The organism is Erwinia sp. JUb26 (assembly GCF_003751505.1).
Lineage (GTDB): Bacteria > Pseudomonadota > Gammaproteobacteria > Enterobacterales > Enterobacteriaceae > Erwinia.
Genome location: NZ_RJVB01000004.1, coordinates 448824 through 468017 on the forward strand (window position 1 = coordinate 448824; position 19194 = coordinate 468017).

14 protein-coding genes are annotated in these 19194 nt (G+C 58.4%); 9 read left to right on the top strand and 5 right to left on the bottom strand.

Annotation, left to right across the window (positions count from 1 at the left end):
- Positions 1-2: 2 nt before the first annotated feature.
- Positions 3-788, bottom strand: coding sequence for an energy transducer TonB (locus EC836_RS13590; RefSeq protein ID WP_123333896.1), 786 nt, complete (start codon positions 786-788; stop codon positions 3-5).
- Position 789: 1 nt separating this feature from the next.
- Positions 790-1197: a biopolymer transporter ExbD gene (locus EC836_RS13595; protein ID WP_123333898.1), complete on the bottom strand. Its 408-nt coding sequence runs from the start codon at positions 1195-1197 to the stop codon at positions 790-792.
- A 764-nt stretch (positions 1198-1961) separates the two neighbouring features.
- Here EC836_RS13595 and treR point away from each other — a divergent pair.
- From treR to glgX, 6 genes are all read left to right on the top strand, one after another.
- Complete coding sequence (treR, locus tag EC836_RS13600) at positions 1962-2912, top strand: trehalose operon repressor TreR (RefSeq protein WP_123333900.1); 951 nt, start codon at positions 1962-1964, stop codon at positions 2910-2912.
- A gap of 169 nt (positions 2913-3081) precedes the next feature.
- Positions 3082-4500: a PTS trehalose transporter subunit IIBC gene (gene treB, locus EC836_RS13605; protein ID WP_123333902.1), complete on the top strand. Its 1419-nt coding sequence runs from the start codon at positions 3082-3084 to the stop codon at positions 4498-4500.
- Between the two features lie 23 nt (positions 4501-4523).
- Positions 4524-6167, top strand: coding sequence for an alpha,alpha-phosphotrehalase (treC, locus tag EC836_RS13610; RefSeq protein WP_123333904.1), 1644 nt, complete (start codon positions 4524-4526; stop codon positions 6165-6167).
- A 146-nt stretch (positions 6168-6313) separates the two neighbouring features.
- Positions 6314-8101 (top strand): malto-oligosyltrehalose trehalohydrolase, encoded by a 1788-nt coding sequence (treZ, locus tag EC836_RS13615; RefSeq protein WP_123333906.1) that lies wholly within the window; start codon positions 6314-6316, stop codon positions 8099-8101.
- A complete protein-coding gene (treY, locus tag EC836_RS13620) occupies positions 8098-10620 on the top strand; it encodes a malto-oligosyltrehalose synthase (protein ID WP_123333908.1) in 2523 nt (840 codons plus the stop codon). The genes treZ and treY overlap by 4 nt, the downstream gene beginning before the upstream one ends.
- 40 nt (positions 10621-10660) lie before the next feature.
- Positions 10661-12736, top strand: a complete 2076-nt coding sequence (glgX, locus tag EC836_RS13625; RefSeq protein WP_123333910.1) for a glycogen debranching protein GlgX — start codon at positions 10661-10663, stop codon at positions 12734-12736.
- Positions 12737-12884: 148 nt separating this feature from the next.
- Here glgX and EC836_RS13630 read toward each other — a convergent pair whose 3' ends face one another.
- A complete protein-coding gene (locus EC836_RS13630; protein WP_123333912.1) occupies positions 12885-13217 on the bottom strand; it encodes a hypothetical protein in 333 nt (110 codons plus the stop codon).
- Between the two features lie 178 nt (positions 13218-13395).
- Entirely contained in the window at positions 13396-14112 is a 717-nt protein-coding gene (locus EC836_RS13635) for a hypothetical protein (RefSeq protein WP_123333914.1), read from the bottom strand.
- Positions 14113-14491: 379 nt separating this feature from the next.
- Between EC836_RS13635 and EC836_RS13640 the strand changes: the two genes are divergently transcribed.
- The 3 genes from EC836_RS13640 (at position 14492) to EC836_RS13650 (ending at position 17714) form a co-directional block, all read left to right on the top strand.
- On the top strand, positions 14492-15418 hold the full coding sequence (locus EC836_RS13640) for a substrate-binding domain-containing protein (protein ID WP_123333916.1): 927 nt from the start codon (positions 14492-14494) through the stop codon (positions 15416-15418).
- 65 nt (positions 15419-15483) lie between these two features.
- A complete protein-coding gene (locus EC836_RS13645) occupies positions 15484-16536 on the top strand; it encodes a sugar phosphate isomerase/epimerase (RefSeq protein WP_123333918.1) in 1053 nt (350 codons plus the stop codon).
- Between the two features lie 5 nt (positions 16537-16541).
- On the top strand, positions 16542-17714 hold the full coding sequence (locus tag EC836_RS13650; protein ID WP_199735154.1) for a Gfo/Idh/MocA family protein: 1173 nt from the start codon (positions 16542-16544) through the stop codon (positions 17712-17714).
- 96 nt (positions 17715-17810) lie between these two features.
- Here EC836_RS13650 and EC836_RS13655 read toward each other — a convergent pair whose 3' ends face one another.
- On the bottom strand, positions 17811-18707 hold the full coding sequence (locus EC836_RS13655) for a DMT family transporter (protein ID WP_123333984.1): 897 nt from the start codon (positions 18705-18707) through the stop codon (positions 17811-17813).
- Positions 18708-19194: the final 487 nt, after the last annotated feature.

Here is a 19194-nt window from a genome sequence, read left to right on the forward strand (position 1 = left end):
TTTTATGGAGCCTGATAATTAAACGTTGCGGTAAATCTTTTGCTTCTTTGCCCGGCGAAAGCCTCTTCAGGGAAGGGCTTCAGCTGGCTGATACTTTGTAAAGAGCTCAGCGCTGCGCGATTAAGCAACATGCTCGGCGCCCTGCTGGCAATACCGGAAGAAAGCACTCTGCCGCTGCGGTCAACCTCCAGCCAGACCTCAACGTTGCCCTGTGGACGCTCCAGTGATGCCTGGCGGCCGCTCGGGTAGCGTTTGCGCTGTTCCAGCTCGCGGCGCAGCGCCTGCAGGTAGTCGTTTTCTACCGCCTGCGCGTTGACTTTCGGCGCCGGAGGAGCTGGCGGAGCAGGCGGCGCGGAGGGCTGGCTCACCGGCCTGTTAACGGCAGGCGACCGTGGAGCCACGCGCGCCTGCGGCTGCGGCGCTTTTTCAGCAACCGGTTTTGGCTTTGTTTCAGGTTTCGGCTTCGGCTTTGGCTTCGGCTTAACAATCGGTTGGGACTGGATAACCGGTTCCGGAGCAGGAACGACGGGTTCAGCAATCGGTTCTGGCTCGGGCTGCGGTTCAGGTTGAGTCTGTGGTTCCGGCGGCGGTTCTGGCTGCGGTTCCGGGATAGGCTCCGGCTGCGGCGGCTCAGGTTCAGGTTCGGCCAGCGACAGTTCCATGACCGTATCGTCATAGTGGGGTTTCACCTGCAGCACGGCATGCTGGCTGATAAACAGTAAGCATCCACCGATAACGAACGCGGGTAGCCAGCTGACAACGTGGCGTGAGCGATAAAGCAGATACATATCACTGCTTCCGTGTGGCGATGGAAATGGAGAAGAAACCGCCCTGGCGCAGGGTATCCATCACGGCAACCAGGCGCTCGACCGCCACGTCTTTATCGCTGTTGACGATAATGGTGGTGGTCTGGTTTTCCTGCTGCTGCTGCTTCAGGGTCGTCACCAGCCCATCAAGGGCCAGCGGCTGGCCGTCCAGCTGCAGCTGTTCGCCACTACCCAGGGTGATGATGGCCTTTTTCTGCGGTTTAAGCTGTTGGGCGCTACTGGCGGACGGCAGCTGGGTTTTCAAGCCCAGAGCCGGGATCACATTCAGGCTAATCAGAACAAAGAAAACCAGTAAAAACATCATCACATCGATCATCGGGATCAGTTCGATATGGGCTTTATTTTTTTTAGGCTCACTCCAGTTACGCATGGCACTCCCTCCCAAAATTGAAGGGGCCAATATAGAAGTGCTTTGTTTATTTTTTGTTGCACATTTATTATTTTATTATCACAACCCTTACATTTTTATGAAATAAAACGGTGCCAGGGTTGAGTGTATGTCAGGATATTTGGTAGCAGTCAGGGCAAGATTATGTTTTCTGCGTATGAGGATGCATGGGGTTTACAGGAATAAAATTTATTATCATCCCTGACGATTCAGAACTGCTAAAGGTGAAAACCTATTTCTGTTGATTTTATGGTGCCAAATGAATCAAAATATGTATCTAAAATCATATAGTTAATCATTTTTAAAATCTGGAGATCTACAGAGGCAGAAAATTGATTTTTTTAACGTGTAAAACGGGTGTCGTCGGCATTAAGCAATCGATTTCGTTCAAGCAATTGGGTCAGGAAAGATCCTTCAGCAATAGTGATTGCCAGACCATTAGTAGTAATATAATTGCGTGATTTCTACAGCAGTGATTATTTCTGGATTCACCGACTCTGCCTGTAAAATTAAGGGAGTGGGTTTGTCATATCCGGAAATACAGATTCGAGATGCTCTGGCGGTATTAAGCGCTGCCCTGGCTTAGGGCCGTATCCACATTACGCGGGTAAGATTATTACCGACAATCCGGACAGCCGCGTCTTATCGCTTTCCCGTCAGCGAATATCTGAACACCATCCCACCCTGTATTTTTAGCCGCGAAAGGCGGTAAACTGCCCGCCATACGCAGCTGAACAGAACACAACATGCAAAATCGCCTGACGATCAAGGACATTGCCCGCCTCAGCGGGGTGGGGAAATCCACCGTATCCCGCGTGCTGAACAACGAAGAAAACGTTCGGCCTGAAACCCGTGAGCGCGTGCTGCAGGTGATTGAAGAGCATAATTTCAGCCCGTCCAAGTCGGCGCGGGCGATGCGTGGTTTTAGCGATAAGGTCATCGCTATTGTTGTGTCGCGCCTGGATTCACCTTCGGAAAATCAGGCGGTGCGCGCCATGCTGCCGGTGTTCTACCAGCAGGGCTATGACGCCATCGTGCTGGAAAGCCAGTTCAGCGTAGAGCGGGTGAAAGAACACCTGCAGGTGCTGAAGCAGCGCAATATCGACGGGGTGATCCTGTTTGGCTTTACCGGCCTGACCGCCAAAATGCTGCTGCCGTGGCGGGAAAAGATGGTGATGCTGGCCCGCGAAATGCCCGGCCTCTCTTCGGTGTGCTATGACGATGCCGGGGCGGTGCGGCTGCTGATGCAGACGCTGAGGGAGAGGCAGATCGGCGAAATCGGTTTTATCGGCGTTTCCGATCGCGATACCACCACCGGGCTGAAGCGTACCCGCGCCTATGAAGCATTCTGCCAGCAGCACGGGTTAGCGCCGCATATCGCGCTGGGCGAGCTGACCTGGCAGAGCGGTTACGATCTGCTGCCGCAGCTGCTGGCCCACGATATCCGCGCGGTGGTCTGCGCCTCCGATACCATCGCCCTTGGCGCACAAAAATACCTGCAGCAACAGCAGATTAGCGGCGTGCTGGTGTGCAGTATCGGTAACCTGCCGCTGCTGCATTTCCTGTTCCCGGAGTCCTTCTCCGTGGAGCTGGGATACGGTGCCGCCGGCGATGCCGCCGCCCGCCAGCTGCTGGCGCAGCTCGACGGATCGACCGTTGTGCAGCAGACGATTATTCACGGAAAACTAGCGCTTTAACGCCGCCTTTTGGCCCGATTTAACCCTCATATTTCTGAAAATTTGTGATCGTTTCTGCAAAACTGGGAACGTTCCCATGACAGGGCGTAGTGGTTCTGGCTATTCTTGCCTCGATTTCAGGCAGCCCCTGACCCGGCATTGGACACTTCCAGAGATAAGGCCACTTCATATGAGTAAAGTTAAGCAACAGGACGTTGATCGGCTGATCGACCTTGTAGGCGGCAGAGACAACATCGCCACCGTGACCCACTGTATTACGCGCCTGCGTTTTGTCCTGAGCGATCCGAAAAAAGCCTCGCCGCAGGGGCTGGAAGAGCTGCCGATGGTCAAAGGCTGCTTCACCAACGCCGGGCAGTTCCAGGTGGTGATTGGGCCGGAAGTTGGCGACTACTACAAAGTGCTGATTGCGACGATTGGCCAGAATGAAGTCGGCAAAGAGCAGGCGAAAATCGCCGCCCGGCAGAATATGAGCCTGTTTGAGCGCAGTATTTCCCACTTCGCGGAAATCTTCTTCCCGCTGCTGCCCGCGCTGATCAGCGGCGGTCTGATCCTCGGCTTCCGCAACGTTATCGGTGATATTCCCTTCAGCAACGGCCAGACGCTGGCGCAGATGCACCCGATGTGGCAGTCGGTTTATGACTTCCTGTGGCTGCTGGGCGAAGCGGTGTTTATGTTCCTGCCGGTGGCGGTGTGCTGGTCAACGGTCAGAAAAATGGGCGGCACCGAGATCCTCGGCATCGTGCTGGGTATTACCCTGGTGTCTCCGCAGTTGATGAACTCCTACAACCTCGGGCAGCAGCTCCCGGAAGTGTGGAACTTCGGTTGGTTCACCATTGAAAAAGTCGGCTATCAGGCGCAGGTGATCCCGTCCGTGCTGGCCGGCATGGCGCTGGCGCTGGTGGAAAATGCGCTGAAGCGCATTGTGCCGGCGTACCTCTATCTGGTTATCGTGCCGGTGACGTCGCTGCTGATTGCGGTGTTCCTCGCCCATACGCTGATCGGGCCGTTCGGCCGCATGATCGGTGACGGCGTGGCGTTTGCGGTGAAAGGCGTGATGACCGGCAGCCTTGCGCCGATTGGTGCGACCCTGTTCGGCTTCCTTTACGCGCCGCTGGTGATCACCGGCGTGCATCAGACCACGCTGGCGATCGATATGCAGATGGTGCAGAGCACCGGCGGAACTCCGGTCTGGCCGCTGATTGCCCTGTCGAATATTGCTCAGGGTGCCGCAGTAGTGGGCGTAATTATCGTCAGTAAAAAGCATAACGAACGTGAAATCTCGGTTCCGGCGGCGATCTCCGCGTTCCTCGGCGTGACCGAACCGGCGATGTACGGCATCAACCTGAAATACCGCTTCCCGATGCTCTGCGCGATGATCGGCTCCGCCGTGGCGGCGCTGATTTGCGGCCTGGCCGGCGTAACGGCGAACGGCATTGGCGTCGGCGGCCTGCCGGGTATCCTCTCGATCAAACCGCAGTTCTGGAGCGTTTACGCGCTGGCGATGCTGGCAGCAACTGTAATCCCGATTATTTTGACCGTGCTGGTTTACCAGCGTAAGGCGCGCCGTGACGCGCTGGCTGCGGTCTAGTGGTATTTAATAAGGAACAGGCAATGAGTAACGAAGTGCAGTGGTGGAAGAACGGAACCATTTACCAGATTTACCCAAAAAGTTTTCAGGACACCACCGGCAGCGGCACGGGCGATATCAGCGGCATTATCAACCGTCTGGACTATCTGCAAACCCTGGGCGTGGACGCGCTGTGGCTGACGCCGATTTACCTGTCGCCGCAGGTGGATAACGGCTACGACGTGGCGGATTACTGCGCCATCGATCCGGCCTACGGCACCATGGAACAGTTCGAGCAGCTGACGGCGGAAGCCCATCGCCGCGGCATTCGTATCGTGATGGACATGGTGTTTAACCACACCTCCACGCACCACGAGTGGTTCCTGAAATCGCAGGATCGCGACAGTGAGTTCCGCCCGTTCTACATCTGGCGCGATGCCGCCGAAGACGGTGGGCCGCCCAATAACTGGCGCTCGAAGTTTGGCGGCGGGGCCTGGCAGTGGCATGAGGCGAGCGGGCAGTATTATCTGCACCTGTTCGCCCTCGAACAGGCAGATCTGAACTGGGAGCATCCCCCGGTTCGCGAAGCGCTGAAGCAGGTCTGCCGCTTCTGGGCGCAGAAGGGCGTGGACGGCCTGCGGCTGGACGTGGTGAATCTGGTTTCCAAGCAGCAGGATTATCTGCCGGATGACGTGGGCGACGGTCGTCGTTTTTACACCGACGGTCCGCGTATCCATGACTTCCTGAACGAGTTCAGCCGCGACGTGTTTCAACCGCTGGGCCTGATGACCGTGGGTGAGATGTCCTCCACCCGCCTGGAGGACTGCCGCCGCTACGCCGCGAATGACGGCAGCGAACTGTCGATGACCTTTAACTTCCACCACCTGAAGGTGGATTATCCCAACGGCAATAAGTGGACCGACGCCACGCCGGATTACGTGCTGCTGAAGCAGATTTTCCGTGAGTGGCAGCAGGGGATGCACGGCCACGCCTGGAACGCGCTGTTCTGGTGTAATCACGATCAGCCGCGCATCGTTTCCCGCTTTGGTGATGAGGGCGAACTGCGCGTCACCTCGGCTAAGATGCTGGCGATGGTGCTGCACGGCATGCAGGGTACGCCGTACATCTATCAGGGCGAAGAGATCGGCATGACCAATCCGGGCTTCACCGATATGCAACAGTATCGCGATGTCGAAAGCCTGAATATGTACGCCGAGCTGAAAAGCGCCGGGCGGAGTGACGAAGAGCTGCTGCGTATTCTGGCGCGTAAATCCCGCGACAACAGCCGCACGCCGATGCAGTGGAGCGCCGATCCGCAGGCCGGCTTTACCGCCGGTACGCCGTGGATCCCGGTGGCGCACAACGCCGATAGCATCAACGTCGATCAGGCGCTGGCGGACCACGATTCGGTGTTTTATCACTATCAGCGGCTGATTCAGCTGCGGAAAAGCGTATCGCTGCTGACCGAGGGCGATTATCAGGATCTGCTGCCAGACAGCGCCGACGTCTGGTGCTACACCCGATCCGCCGGAGGAAAAACTCTGCGCGTGCTGGCGAACCTCAGCGCTCAGGAGCAGGCGGTCACGCTGGCGGAATTTCGCGGTGAGGTGCTGCTGCACAACTACGAGGATGCCGCGCTGCCGGGCGTTTTGCGCCCCTATGAGTGCTTCTGGCAGCTGGCGGACTGACGCAACCGGCCTTCATTTTCTTTAGCTTCGACTAAGCTTGTTTTTCGTAAGCTGTCTGAAGCGGATACCGTTTCACGCTATCCCTCCGCCTTAACAGCCCGGGTTGATGTTACTCACGGAATTAACGGGTTAAACGGGGCTAAAGAATGAATGGAAAATCTGTTTTGCGCAGTTGGGGAGCGGAATACGTCGCCGCTGGCGTGGTCCGCTTTCGCCTGTGGGCAACGGGCCAGCAGCACGTCATGCTGCGCCTGGCCGGTGCCGATCGGCCGATGGATCCGGTCGGTGACGGCTGGTTTGAGCTCAAGGTTGAGGGGGTTGACCCCGGTGCCGAATACCGCTTCGTGCTGAGTGACGGCAGCACAGTGCCGGATCCGGCCTCCAGAGCACAACGGGACGGGGTTAACGGACCGTCACGGGTGGTCGACCCGACGAGTTTCCGCTGGCAGCACGCGGAATGGCGCGGCGTGCCGTGGGAAAACGCCGTGGTGTATGAACTGCATATCGGCACTTTCACACCGGAAGGCACGTTCAGCGCGGCCATCGAAAAGTTGCCTTATCTTGCCGAGCTGGGCATCACGCTGATCGAGGTGATGCCGGTGGCGCAGTTCGGCGGCGATCGCGGCTGGGGCTATGACGGCGTGTTGTTTTACGCGCCGCACGCTGCCTACGGGACGCCGGACGAATTTAAAGCCTTTATTGACGCTGCCCACGGTTACGGCCTGTCGGTGGTGCTGGATATCGTGCTCAACCACTTTGGCCCGGAAGGTAACTACCTGCCGACGCTGTCGCCGGATTTTTTCGATCCGCAGCGCACCACACCGTGGGGCAACGGTATCGCCTGCGACATTGACGCTGTGCGCCGCTATATCGTGGAGGCACCGCTCTACTGGCTGACGGAGTACCGCCTGGACGGGCTGCGATTCGATGCCATCGACCAGATAAAAGACGACTCCGCCACGCATGTGCTGGTGGAGATCGCCGAGCGTATCCGCAGCGACATTACCGACCGCCCGATCCACCTCACCACCGAAGACAGCCGCAATGTGACTTTCCTGCATCCACGGGCCGAAGACGGCTCCGCGCCGCTGTTTACCGCGGAATGGAACGATGACTTTCATAATGCCGCCCACGTTCTTGCGACCGGGGAAACCCAGGCCTACTACCGCGATTTTGCTCAGCAGCCGGAAAAATGGCTGGCCCGTGCGCTGGCGGAGGGCTTTGCTTATCAGGGCGAGGTGTCCGTTCAGAGCGGCGAGCCGCGCGGGGTCGACAGTACCGGGCAGCCGCCGACGGCGTTTGTCGACTTTATACAGAATCACGACCAGGCCGGGAACCGCGCCCAGGGCGAGCGTCTGATATCGCTGGCCGGGGCCGACCGAACCCGCATCCTGCTCACCACCCTGCTGTTGTCGCCGCATATTCCGCTGCTGTTTATGGGGGAAGAGTATGGTGAAAGCCGTCCGTTCCTGTTCTTCACCGATTTCCACGGCGATCTGGCCCGTGCGGTGCGGGAAGGGCGGGCGAAGGAGTTTGACGGCCACGCCGGGTACAGCAGCGAAAGCGTGCCGGACCCTAACGCCGTGGAAACATTCCAGCGTTCGAAGCTCGACTGGGAAAAACGCCACGGGGAAGAGGGCAAGGCCTGGCTGACGCTGGTGCGTCAGCTTCTGCTGCTGCGCCAGCAGCATATCGTGCCGCTGATCGCCGGTGGCGCGCTCGGGGCCGGAGAGATCCTGGTGACGGCACCGGGCGTGGTGGCCGTTCGCTGGCGCTTCCCGGCGGGAACGCTGTCGCTGGCGCTGAATCTCAGCGAGAACGCGCTGTCGCTGCCCGAGCTGCCGGGTAAAACCCTGTTTGCCTGGCCTGCTGAAGCCGACCGGCTGGGACAGAACGCGATGATCGTCCGGCTTGCAGAGGGGGCCGCGCAATGATCCCACTTTCCACCTACCGCATTCAGTTCCGCAACGGCATGACCTTCGATCGCGCCGTTAAACTCATTCCTTACCTGAAGCACCTTGGCATCAGCCATCTTTACGCCTCGCCGGTGTTTACCGCGACCACCGGCTCCACCCACGGCTACGACATCACCGACTTCAATGAAATTGAACCCTCAATCGGCGGGCGTGAAGGCTTTGAACAGCTGGCCCACGCGCTGAAAGCGGCCGGGCTGGGGCTGATCCTCGATATCGTACCCAACCATATGGCCAGCTCGCTGGAAAACGCCTGGTGGCGAAGCGTGATCAAATATGGCCGGCAGAGTCACTATGCCCGCTATTTTGATATCGATGGCTCGCAGCGCCTGACGCTGCCGTTCCTCGGCGATACCTTCGAGACGGCGCTGGAAAACGGCGAGATTAGCGTACAGGCCGATATGCATAGCGGCGATCCCGCGCTGGTTTATTACGACAGTTATTACCCGCTTAATCCGGATAGCTGGGCGGGTAATCGCGCGGCGGTGCTGGCGCTGACCGATCCCGGGGACATCGCCGAACTGCACGAGCGCCAGTCCTGGCGGCTGATGTCGTGGCGGGACGCGCCCACTGAACTCTCTTACCGCCGCTTCTTTGAGGTGACCGGCCTGGTGGGCGTGCGGGTTGAGGACCACGCGGTGTTTGACGATTGCCATCGACTGATTCTTGAGCTGGTCAGAAGCGGGCTGGTCGACGGCCTGCGGGTGGATCACGTGGACGGTCTGGCCGATCCGAAAAGCTATCTGGAGCGGCTGCGCCAGGAAGCGGGGCCGGATTGCTATATCACCGTGGAGAAAATTCTCTCGCAGGATGAACAGCTGCCGCCGGACTGGCCGGTATCCGGCACCACCGGCTATGAATTTATCGCCGCGCTGTCCGAAGTGCTGGTGGATGATGAGAACATTGACCGTTTGCGCCACGTCTGGCACGAGGCGGTGGGAAGCGAGGTGGATATGCGCGCCGAGCTGCGGGAAGCCAGGATTCTGATGGTCGATCGCAATTTTGCCGGTGAGTTTTCCCGCCTGTTCAGGCTGGCAATGAAGATAGCGCAAACCACGCGGGTGGCGCTGGAAAAAAGCAGCGTGCGCGATGCGCTGCGCGAACTGCTGCTGGCTTTCCCGACCTATCGCACCTACGGCACGGCGGCGGGCATGTCTGAAGCGGATATCAGCCTGCTGGAACGCGTGGCGGAGAAGGTCAAAAACCGGCCGGAGCCGCCGGAAAGCGCGGCACTGGACTTTGTGGTCTGCATTCTGACCGGCGGGCTGACCGCTGCGGCCTATGATGATGCCGCCGAATTCCGCACCCGCTTCCAGCAGCTGACCGGGCCGCTGATGGCGAAATCGGTCGAGGATACGCTGTTCTTCCGCCAGAACATGGGCCTGGCGCTGAATGAAGTCGGCGCCGAGCCGGTTAAACGCGCTTTTTCACTGACGCGCTTCCACAGGGAGATGCATCTCCGCCTGGCGCAGCAGCCCGACGCGCTCTCGGGAACCTCGACGCATGATACCAAGCGCGGAGAGGACGCCCGCGCCCGGCTCTATACGCTGACCGAAGCACCGGATATCTGGCGCGACGGTTTTGCCCGCTGGCGGCAGATGAACCAGACCCACGTGAAGTTTCTTAACGACGGCACCGCGCCCAAAGCCGCCGATACCTGGATGCTCTATCAGGCGCTGGCCGGCGTGTGGCCGGCATCCCGTCAGATCCCCGATGCCGCCGCGCTGGCATCGCTGGAGGCGCGTTTCCTGGGCTTTGTTGAAAAAGCGCTGCGGGAAGCCAAGCTGCGTACCGACTGGGTGGACACCAATGAAGCCTATGAAACGGCGGTACTCGACTATGCCCGCCATTTATTCTCGCCGGAGAACGCCCGCTTCCTGACGGATTTCCATCAGACGCTGCAGCCGTTTATCCGGGGCGGATTGATCAACAGCCTGACGCAGACGGCGATCAAGCTGACCGCGCCGGGGGTGCCGGACATCTATCAGGGCAGCGAGGCGCTCAATTTCAGCCTGGTGGACCCGGACAACCGCCGCGAGCCGGACTTTGCTCTGCTGGCACAGCAACTGGTCGAGCCGGAGCCGTTCAGCGCCGATGAGCACTGGCGGAGCGGTCGGGTTAACCAGCACGTCACCGCCGCGCTGCTCGGGCTGCGCCAGCGCGCCCCGGCGCTGTTCCGACGGGGTGCGTATCTGCCGCTTCAGGCCGTTGGTCATCACGCGGATAACGTGATTGCCTTTGCCCGCGCGGACGACCAGCACGCGGCGATCGTTATTGCGCCGCGTCTGGTCTTCAACGTCTCGGATAAACCGCTGGCCGATGCCGCGGCTGAACTGTGGCAGGAAACGGCCGTGGCGTTACCGGCGCGGCTTGCCGGAAAGCGCTACCGCGAACTGTTCAGCGGTAAAGACTATGCCGCCGGAGACAGGCTGGAGCTTTCCGCGCTGCCCGGCCGGGCGGTCGTGCTGGTTGCCGTCTGATGTGTTGCTGACACCATGATTCAGGGATTAAGGGAAAACAATGTCCAACGAACAACGATTTGAAATCAGGGCAGGATACGGTTACGCACTTGGGGCAAATTACGACGGCGAAGGGGTTAACTTCGCCATCTTCTCCGCCCACGCGGAGCGGGTTGAGCTTTGCCTGTATGACGACAGCGGGCAGCATGAAATTGCCCGGCTGACGCTGCCGGAATACACCAATGAGGTCTGGCACGGCTACGTCCCCGGCCTCAGGCCCGGTGCGCTGTACGGCTATCGCGTTCACGGCCCGTACGATCCGGAAAACGGCCACCGCTTCAACCCGCATAAGCTGCTTATCGACCCTTATGCCCGCGAGCTGGCCGGTGATATCGCCTGGAACGACGCCCATTTTGCCTACCAGCTGGGGCATGAAGAGAAGGATTTAAGCTTCGATACCCGCGACAGCGCACCTTTCACTCCAAAATGCCGGGTGATCGATATCAATGAGTTTGACTGGCAGGATCACCGACGCCCGTCGGTCCCCTGGCCGAACGCGGTGGTGTATGAAACCCACGTCAAAGGCTTTACCCAGCTGAATCCGGCCATTCCGCCCGAGCTGCGCGGTACGTTTGAGGGGATGGGCCATCAGGCGTCGGTTGACTACATCAAGAGCCTGGGCATCACCTCGGTTGAACTGCTGCCGGTACACTGGTTCCCCGACGACCAGCATCTGCTGGATAAAGGGCTGAAAAATTTCTGGGGCTACAATTCGCTCGGCTTCTTCGTGCCCGCCACCCGTTATTACGGCCCCCGGGGCATTCAGGGCTTCCGCGAGATGGTGCGGGCGTATCACGACGCCGGTATCGAAGTGATTCTGGATGTGGTCTACAACCACACAGCGGAGGGTAACGAGCAGGGGCCAACGCTGTCCTTTAAGGGCATTGATAACTTCTCCTACTATCGCACCCTGCCGGACCAGCACCGTTATTACATCAACGATACCGGCACCGGAAACACGGTGAATACCTCACATCCCCGCGTGCTGCAAATGGTGATGGATTCACTGCGCTACTGGGCGGAAGCGATGCATATTGATGGTTTTCGTTTCGACCTGGGTACCATTCTGGGGCGCGAGCCGGAAGGCTTCGATCAGCGCGGCGGCTTTTTTGATGCGGTCATGCAGGATCCGCTGCTGGCGAAACTCAAGCTGATCGGCGAGCCCTGGGATATCGGGCCGGGCGGCTATCAGGTAGGCGGCTTTCCGCCGGGCTGGGGCGAATGGAACGATAAATATCGCGACACGGTGCGCGAGTACTGGAAGGGCGAAAACGTCACCACCGATTTTGCCGCCCGCCTGCTGGGTTCCGGCGATCTGTACGATTTGCGCGGCCGCCGCCCGTCGGCAAGCGTTAACTTTATCACCGCACACGATGGCTTCACGCTGAACGACCTGGTGTCGTACAACGAGAAGCACAACGAGGCCAACGGCGAAGGGAATAACGACGGCCATAACGATAACCGCTCCTGCAACTACGGCGCGGAAGGCCCGACGGACGACGCGGGGATCAACACCGTGCGCGAGTGCCAGAAGCGTAATTTCCTCACCACGCTGCTGTTTTCCCACGGTACGCCGATGCTGCTGGCCGGGGATGAATTTGGCCGCAGCCAGCTGGGCAACAATAATGGCTACTGTCAGGACAGCGAGATCTCGTGGATACACTGGGAAAACCTGCCGGAAAGCGCCGGAGCGCTGCGTGAATTTACCCGCCGCCTGATTACGCTGCGGGCCAGCCAGCCGCTGCTGCGCCGAGAGAACTGGCGCGACGGCATGGTGATCCAGTGGTTTAACGCCGGCGGCGGCCCGCAGCAGTCGGAGCAGTGGGATGAAGGCACGACGATCGGGTTGTACCTGACGCGGCCCGATCTGCAACAGCAGGAAGGGATCTGGCACGATGTGTTGATGCTGTTCAACCCGTTTGAGGGCAGCGTGCCGTTCCGCATTCCGCAAATTGGCGAAGGCGGCTGGGTACTGGAGCTGAACACCGCCGATCCGCAGCAGCAGGGGCAGGTGATTACGCAGGAAGAGGACTTCGAACTGGCGGGGCGCAGTTTTGTGCTGTTCAGAAGGCCATGACAGGGCCGGTGGCGGTCAGGGGTTAAACGCCGGCAGGGAGGGCGTCAGCAATGGCGAAATCCCCGTCATGAGTTTTTGTGTGGGGATGTGTTAATAACAGGCCGCCGGGTGGAAAGCCCGCGGCCCGTGATTTCTGCCGTGTCGACCGTTAATCCGACTGCTGGAACTCGCTGGCCATCAGCTGCTGGCAGCCTTCGGTTGATTTCACCTGTTTACGCTGTTCCGGCGACAGCGACTGCCAGCTATTGACGACCTCTTCTGCAGTCTCCTGATCGAACTCATCCTTATTCAGCGCCGACGGCGACTCACCGCGCATACTCAGCTCTTTAATTTTTTGCAGGAAGAAATCGGCAGAGGCATCGGGTTTTTCTACCGCAACGCTGCACAGATGATTGATGTAGGTAGCTTCGGTTTGCTGGTCGTCCGCGGCGCTGGCTGATGCAGCGGCGAAAAGTAGAACAGCGGGGATCAAAATTTTCATAACATCTCCTGCGGTGGCCCGTTTCAGGGGCGTTGACAAGTCTGGCCGGTTTCAGCGGTGACAGCAGTCAGTATGGGACAAAGCGGGTGAAAATGCTGCTGCATTGCCACCCGTTGCGTCAAAATCAGTGCCAGTGCCAGTGCCGATAACAGTGTTCGTATCCGTGCTGACTTCTGACTCAGTCCTGTTCCGGCGGGGTCCGGGTTTCTTCCGCTTTCTCTTTCTCTTCCTCTTTCTCCGGCTCAGCAGGGGCGGCATGGTTATGCGTCGGTTTCAGCAGCTGGATATCAAGGATCACATAGGTCATGGTGCTGATAAACAGCGAGATCACGCTGCCCATTACGCCGCTGGTGGTGAAGGTGAGGTAGTTATAAATAACCAGCCAGGTCAGGCCGATAAACAGCGCCAGAGCGGTAGCAATCGCCGGGCTGGAATAGTCGCTGGCACCTGAGCTGCGGGCGTTAACGGCGGTAAACAGGCTGCCGGGATCCTGCGCTTCCAGCGCGCGGATCGCCCGATCCCAACTTTCCGATCGGCGGGCGCTGGTTTTACAGTGGAACAGGTACAGAATAGCGATAAAGTAGCCCGAAAAAGCGATCAGTACCGGAATGGCTTCCAGCGCATATTCAATGCTTTTATGGCCGTGGCTGGCATTCCCGGCGGAGAGATCCAGCGTCAGCGAAGCACCCAGCGCGGCATAAAGAAAAACAAACAGCGCCAGGAAGGTGATGGCGTGCTGCCAGACTAGCGTCGACTCGCGGTTTTTCTGCCCGACGGCGGTGGTCAGTGCCTGTTGGATTTTCGCGGCACGTCGCTCATCGTGTTGGCTCCCGGCCTCGTTTTCAAAAAATGCCTGCATAAACTCTGCATCAGCCTGTTCAGTGACCACTTTCATCCCTTGCCTCAATAACAGTTAATTAACGTTCACAGGGTAGCAACGGAATGAGAAATGTGGAACCCGTAACGATATCAGTTCATTTCCCCTTAATTAATGTGATTACCCTCTAAGAAAATGATTCTGCCAGGCGGGTGAAAACCCCATTTCGCTAGTTAACAAAACATTAACATGATGAATTGAAAGCGCTTAGCGTCCGTTTCATTCATGAAATGCGCTCAAATTTCACGCATTGCAATTTTTATTGCTCCGATCTTATTATTGGAAAAAATGGTGCGAAGTCCTGTTGACAGGCGGGGCCATTTTTAGATAACGGCAGTTGATAATAAACCTTCGTAGTCGGTGAACGCCGATTAACCCATTAATGTGGAAGGCAATAATGAAAAAATCCCTCTTACTCTGTCTGACCCTTATTACGCTCAGTCCGGCTGCTTTTGCCGTTCAGGTGGGCGTCAGCATCGCACAAATGGATGATGTCTTTCTGTCCCGCCTGCGGGGATACGTGCTGGACCAAAGTAAAACCTATCCCGATATGAAAGTGCAGTTTGAAGATGCGCAGGGCGCGGTCGATAAGCAGCTGAGCCAGGTACAGAATTTTATCAACGGTAAGGTGGACGTGATTATCGTCAACCCGGTGGATACCCAGGGCACCAAAAATATGAGCGAGGCCGCCAGGAAGGCCAAAGTTCCGCTGATTTATCTCAACCGTATGCCGTCGGATTCGAAAATGGGTGACGGGGTCAGCTATATCGGCAGTGATGAAGTCGAGGCCGGCAGGCTGCAAATGGAGTACCTGGCGGAGAAGGTGAAGGATCGGAAAAGCGTCAACGTGGCGATTATGAAAGGGCTGCTGAGCAACGATGCCACCCGCTTCAGAACGCAGGGCGCAAAAGAGGTGATCGCCAAACATCCCAATATGCACGTGACGCTGGAAGATACCGCTAAATGGATGCGTGAAGATGGCATGAACCTGATGAACAACTGGATCCTCGCCGGCGACAAAATCGACATTCTGTCCGCGAACGCCGATGAAATGGCGATCGGTGCAGCAATGGCCATCAAGAGCAACGGCCTGAAGCCCGGCAAGGACATTCTGGTCGGCGGCACCGACGGCGGTCCGAACGGGTTGCAGGCGATTAAAACCGGCCTGCTGACCGTCACGGTGTTCCAGGATGCCAAATCGCAGGCCTACGGCGCGGTAGACATGGCCGAGACAGCCGCGAAAGGCGGCAAGGTTGAGGACATTAAATTCATCCCCTTCCAGCAGGTTACGCCGCAGAACTATCAGCAGTTTATGACGAAGTAATACCTTTCTAGTGGGGTTATTTGCACCTGTGTTTGCCGCAGGTGCCTTTTTCTACAGGAGCCACAATGAAGACGATTAAAGGTCCTGGTGTATTCCTGGCGCAGTTTGCCGGAGACAGCGCACCTTACAATACGCTGGCCGGTATGGCGGCATGGGCGGCGGAGAAAGGATTTAAGGGCGTGGAAATCCCCACCTGGGACACGCGGCTGATCGACCTGGCGCGCGCGGCGGAAAGCCAGACCTACGCCGATGAGATCCTCGGCATGCTTGCCGAACACGACCTGACGCTCACCGATTTAGCCAGCCATTTACAGGGGCAGCTGGTGGCGCTGCATCCGGCATTTAATCTGCCCGCCGACAGCTTTGCGCCGGAAGCGGTGCGCAATAATCCGCAGGAACGGCAGCGCTGGGCGACCGAACAGCTACATCTGGCGGCAAAGGCCTCCCGCCGTTTTGGCTTGAGCAAGCACGTGACGTTTTCCGGTACCCTGCTGTGGCCGTATTTGTATCCCTATCCGCAGTGGCCGGAAGGGTTAATCGAGGAAGGATTTGACGAGCTGACGCGCCGCTGGCTGCCGATCCTCAACGCGTTTGACGAACAGGGCGTGGATGTCTGCTATGAGATTCATGCCACCGAAGATCTGCACGACGGCCTGACCTTCGAGCGCTTTCTGGAAAAAACCGGCCACCATCCCCGCTGCAATATGATGTATGACCCCAGCCATCTGGTGCTGCAGGGCATGAATTACCTGGCGTTTATCGATCACTACCACGAGCGGATTAAAGCCTTCCACGTGAAGGATGCCGAGTTCCTCCCCAACGGTAAAAGCGGAGCGTGGGGCGGCTATCAGCCCTGGAGCAGTCGTGCCGGGCGCTTCCGCTCGCCGGGCGACGGGCAAATCGACTTTTCCGCGATCTTCTCCAAACTGACGGGCTACGGCTTTGACGGCTGGGCGGTGCTGGAGTGGGAATGCTGCTTTAAAAATCCCGAAGACGGCGCGTGGGAGGGGGCGAAATTTATCAGCGACCATATCATCCGCGTGACCGATAAATCCTTTGATGACTTCTGTAAATCCTGGGCCGACCCGGCGCTTAACCGTAAAATTTTGGGGCTCTGACCATCATGAAAAAAACACCACTGAAGGGACGCCGCATCCGCCTGGGCATGGTCGGCGGCGGCGAGGGTGCCTACATCGGCGGTATCCACCGCTTTGCGGCCCGGCTGGATAATCAGTATGAGCTGGTTGCCGGGGCCTTCGATATTAACGCCGCGCGCGGTCATGCCTTTGCGGCGGAAAACTTTATCGCCGCCGATCGTTCCTATGACGATTTTACGGCGATGATCGCGGCCGAATCCGCGCGTGAAGACGGCGTGGATGTGATTGCTATCTGCACGCCCAATTTCACCCACTACCCCGTGTCGCGCGCCTGCCTGGAGGCGGGGATCGATGTGATTTGCGAAAAACCGCTGACCAGCACGCTGGAGGATGCGGAGCTGCTGGCCGAAGTGGTGCAGCGCACCGGCGGCTTCCTCGGCGTCACCTATACCTACGCGGGCTATCCGCTAATTGCCGAGGCGCGGCAGCGTATTGCCGCCGGGCTGATCGGTCAGGTGCGCACGGTGCAGGTGGAATATCCGCTGGAGTGGATGGCGACCGGCGTGGAGCAGAAAAACAATCAGCAGGCCGCCTGGCGCGTCGATCCGAAGAAAAACGGCCGGGGTGGTTCGGTGGGCGATATTGGCACCCATGCCTACCATCTGGCGGGCTATGTGACCGGGCTGAAGGCCGAAAGCGTGATGGCCGATCTGGCAACCTTCGTTGAGGGACGTGCGCTGGACGATAACGCCCACGTGCTGATCCGCTATGAGGGCGGTGCAAGGGGGATGCTGTGGTCGTCGCAGGTGGCGATTGGCTGCGCCAACGCGCTGCGGCTGCGCGTTTTTGGCGAAACCGGTAGCCTGATGTGGGCGCAGGAGCAGCCGAACGAACTGCTTTATACCCCGCTGGAGGGTAACAGCCAGGTCATTAAACGCGGGCGCGACGATCTGGCTACGTTGACCCGTTCACGCACCCGCACGCCGCCGGGCCATCCCGAGGGCTACATCGAGGCATTTTCGAACCTCTACAGCGGGTTCGCCGATGCGCTGAGGGCGCGTGATGCCGGGCAGGAACCGGGTCTGGCAGGTGCGGCGGTGCCGCAGATTTATGACGGGCTGAAGGGCGTGGCGTTTGTCGATGCGGTCGTGGACAGCCACGAGCAGGGCACGGTTTGGATGAAACCGAAGTACCGCTGATCGCCCGATATCTCTGACCGTCAGGGGCACGGTCAGAGATATCGCAAGAACAGTCTATCCGACAGAGTTGAGTCTGCCGGGCAGCCGGTTTTTCATTTAACGGCGGATCACCACCAGCAGGCCGCAAATCACCAGTCCCGTTCCCAGCATCTGCTCCAGCGAGATCGGTTCCTTCAGCAGCCACCAGCTAAAGAAAATAGTCAGCACCGGGCCAAGCAGGCCAATCATCACCGCCCTGGCGGCACCGATACGGAAAACGGCGGCGGACTGCCAGAAAATCGGCAGCACCGTTGAGAACAGGGCCATCGCCAGACACCAGCCGTAGACCGGCAGAGGCAAATTCAGCGTCGTCAGACGATGTGTAAGCAGGAAGTGCACCAGCGTGGCCATCGTGGACACCAGTAGCGCCAGCACGGAAAACTTCATCGCGCCAAGGCGCCCGATTGCCGCTTCCGAACCGGCGCTGTAGCCGGCATACAGCACCGCACAGCCGAACACCAGCAGGCCGCCGACGATCACCGTACTCATCTCGGCTGAAACGCTGACATCGTGCATAAACGCGAAGAGTATCCCGGCGTAGGCGAGCGCCATCGCCAGCAGCACCTTCTTCTCAAACTTTTTCCCCAGAAAAGCCACCCCAATCAGGATGGTCAGCATTGGGTAGGTAAACAGGATCAGCCGCTCCAGACCGGCGGAGATATACTGCAACCCCATAAAATCCAGCATGCTGGACCCGTAATAGCCCACTACACCCAGCAGGAACAGCCAGCCGTAATCCTTCCGCGTCAGCGCTGGGCCCTGGCGTAGGATCGGGATGGCCATCAGCAGGATAACCGGAAGCGACATGCTCATTCGCAGCGCTAGCAGGGTAACGGCATCCACGGGAGCGGACTGATAGGCGAGCTTGACGAATATCGCCTTAAACGAAAAACCAAAGGCGGCGAGTACGGCAAAAGCAATCCCGGCTGCGCGGGACTTGGCGGATAGCATCATTTGAACCATTTCTATGTCTGTAAAGTGAAGTGCTGTCGGCGGTACGATTCGCGCCGAAAAGCGGTTAAATCAATGTTTTCTCGAATGCCAGTCGGCTGGAAGTTTTAGGGTTCGGGTGGTTTCCTTGAAGTTTAGCTGGGCGGGTGTTGTGCGATGACAGTGATAATCGCTGACGGTTTCTGATATGTGAAATCGTAATCAGGTATGTGTCTGATATGCGTTTTATATAATTCAGGGTGGGGGCGGGAAACTCTGCCCAGAGCAGGTCTGATAGCAGCAGTTGCGTTGGGTTCAGGAAGGGTGGCCCGGCCTCGGCGGCTGCCGGACGGTCCTCGCGCCGCTGTGCGGTGCCTTCGGTTGCGGCGTTGTGCCGTGCGGACCGGCCAGGATTGAACATCCCTTGTATCTTGAGTATTGCAGTCGGTAGTGGTTAGCTACCACTACCTGAAGCAGGGTGAATTTGGAACATCCCTAAGGGAAAACCCTG

What these genes read in the sequence shown, in the direction of transcription:
- treY (WP_123333908.1), top strand. Translation starts at nt 8,098, where the DNA reads ATGATCCCACTTTCCACCTACCGCATTCAGTTCCGCAACGGCATGACC.
- treR (WP_123333900.1), top strand. Translation starts at nt 1,962, where the DNA reads ATGCAAAATCGCCTGACGATCAAGGACATTGCCCGCCTCAGCGGGGTG.
- EC836_RS13650 (WP_199735154.1), top strand. Translation starts at nt 16,542, where the DNA reads ATGAAAAAAACACCACTGAAGGGACGCCGCATCCGCCTGGGCATGGTC.
- EC836_RS13640 (WP_123333916.1), top strand. Translation starts at nt 14,492, where the DNA reads ATGAAAAAATCCCTCTTACTCTGTCTGACCCTTATTACGCTCAGTCCG.
- EC836_RS13595 (WP_123333898.1), bottom strand. Translation starts at nt 1,197, where the DNA reads ATGCGTAACTGGAGTGAGCCTAAAAAAAATAAAGCCCATATCGAACTG.
- EC836_RS13635 (WP_123333914.1), bottom strand. Translation starts at nt 14,112, where the DNA reads ATGAAAGTGGTCACTGAACAGGCTGATGCAGAGTTTATGCAGGCATTT.
- EC836_RS13655 (WP_123333984.1), bottom strand. Translation starts at nt 18,707, where the DNA reads ATGATGCTATCCGCCAAGTCCCGCGCAGCCGGGATTGCTTTTGCCGTA.
- EC836_RS13590 (WP_123333896.1), bottom strand. Translation starts at nt 788, where the DNA reads ATGTATCTGCTTTATCGCTCACGCCACGTTGTCAGCTGGCTACCCGCG.
- treZ (WP_123333906.1), top strand. Translation starts at nt 6,314, where the DNA reads ATGAATGGAAAATCTGTTTTGCGCAGTTGGGGAGCGGAATACGTCGCC.
- EC836_RS13645 (WP_123333918.1), top strand. Translation starts at nt 15,484, where the DNA reads ATGAAGACGATTAAAGGTCCTGGTGTATTCCTGGCGCAGTTTGCCGGA.
- treB (WP_123333902.1), top strand. Translation starts at nt 3,082, where the DNA reads ATGAGTAAAGTTAAGCAACAGGACGTTGATCGGCTGATCGACCTTGTA.
- glgX (WP_123333910.1), top strand. Translation starts at nt 10,661, where the DNA reads ATGTCCAACGAACAACGATTTGAAATCAGGGCAGGATACGGTTACGCA.
- EC836_RS13630 (WP_123333912.1), bottom strand. Translation starts at nt 13,217, where the DNA reads ATGAAAATTTTGATCCCCGCTGTTCTACTTTTCGCCGCTGCATCAGCC.
- treC (WP_123333904.1), top strand. Translation starts at nt 4,524, where the DNA reads ATGAGTAACGAAGTGCAGTGGTGGAAGAACGGAACCATTTACCAGATT.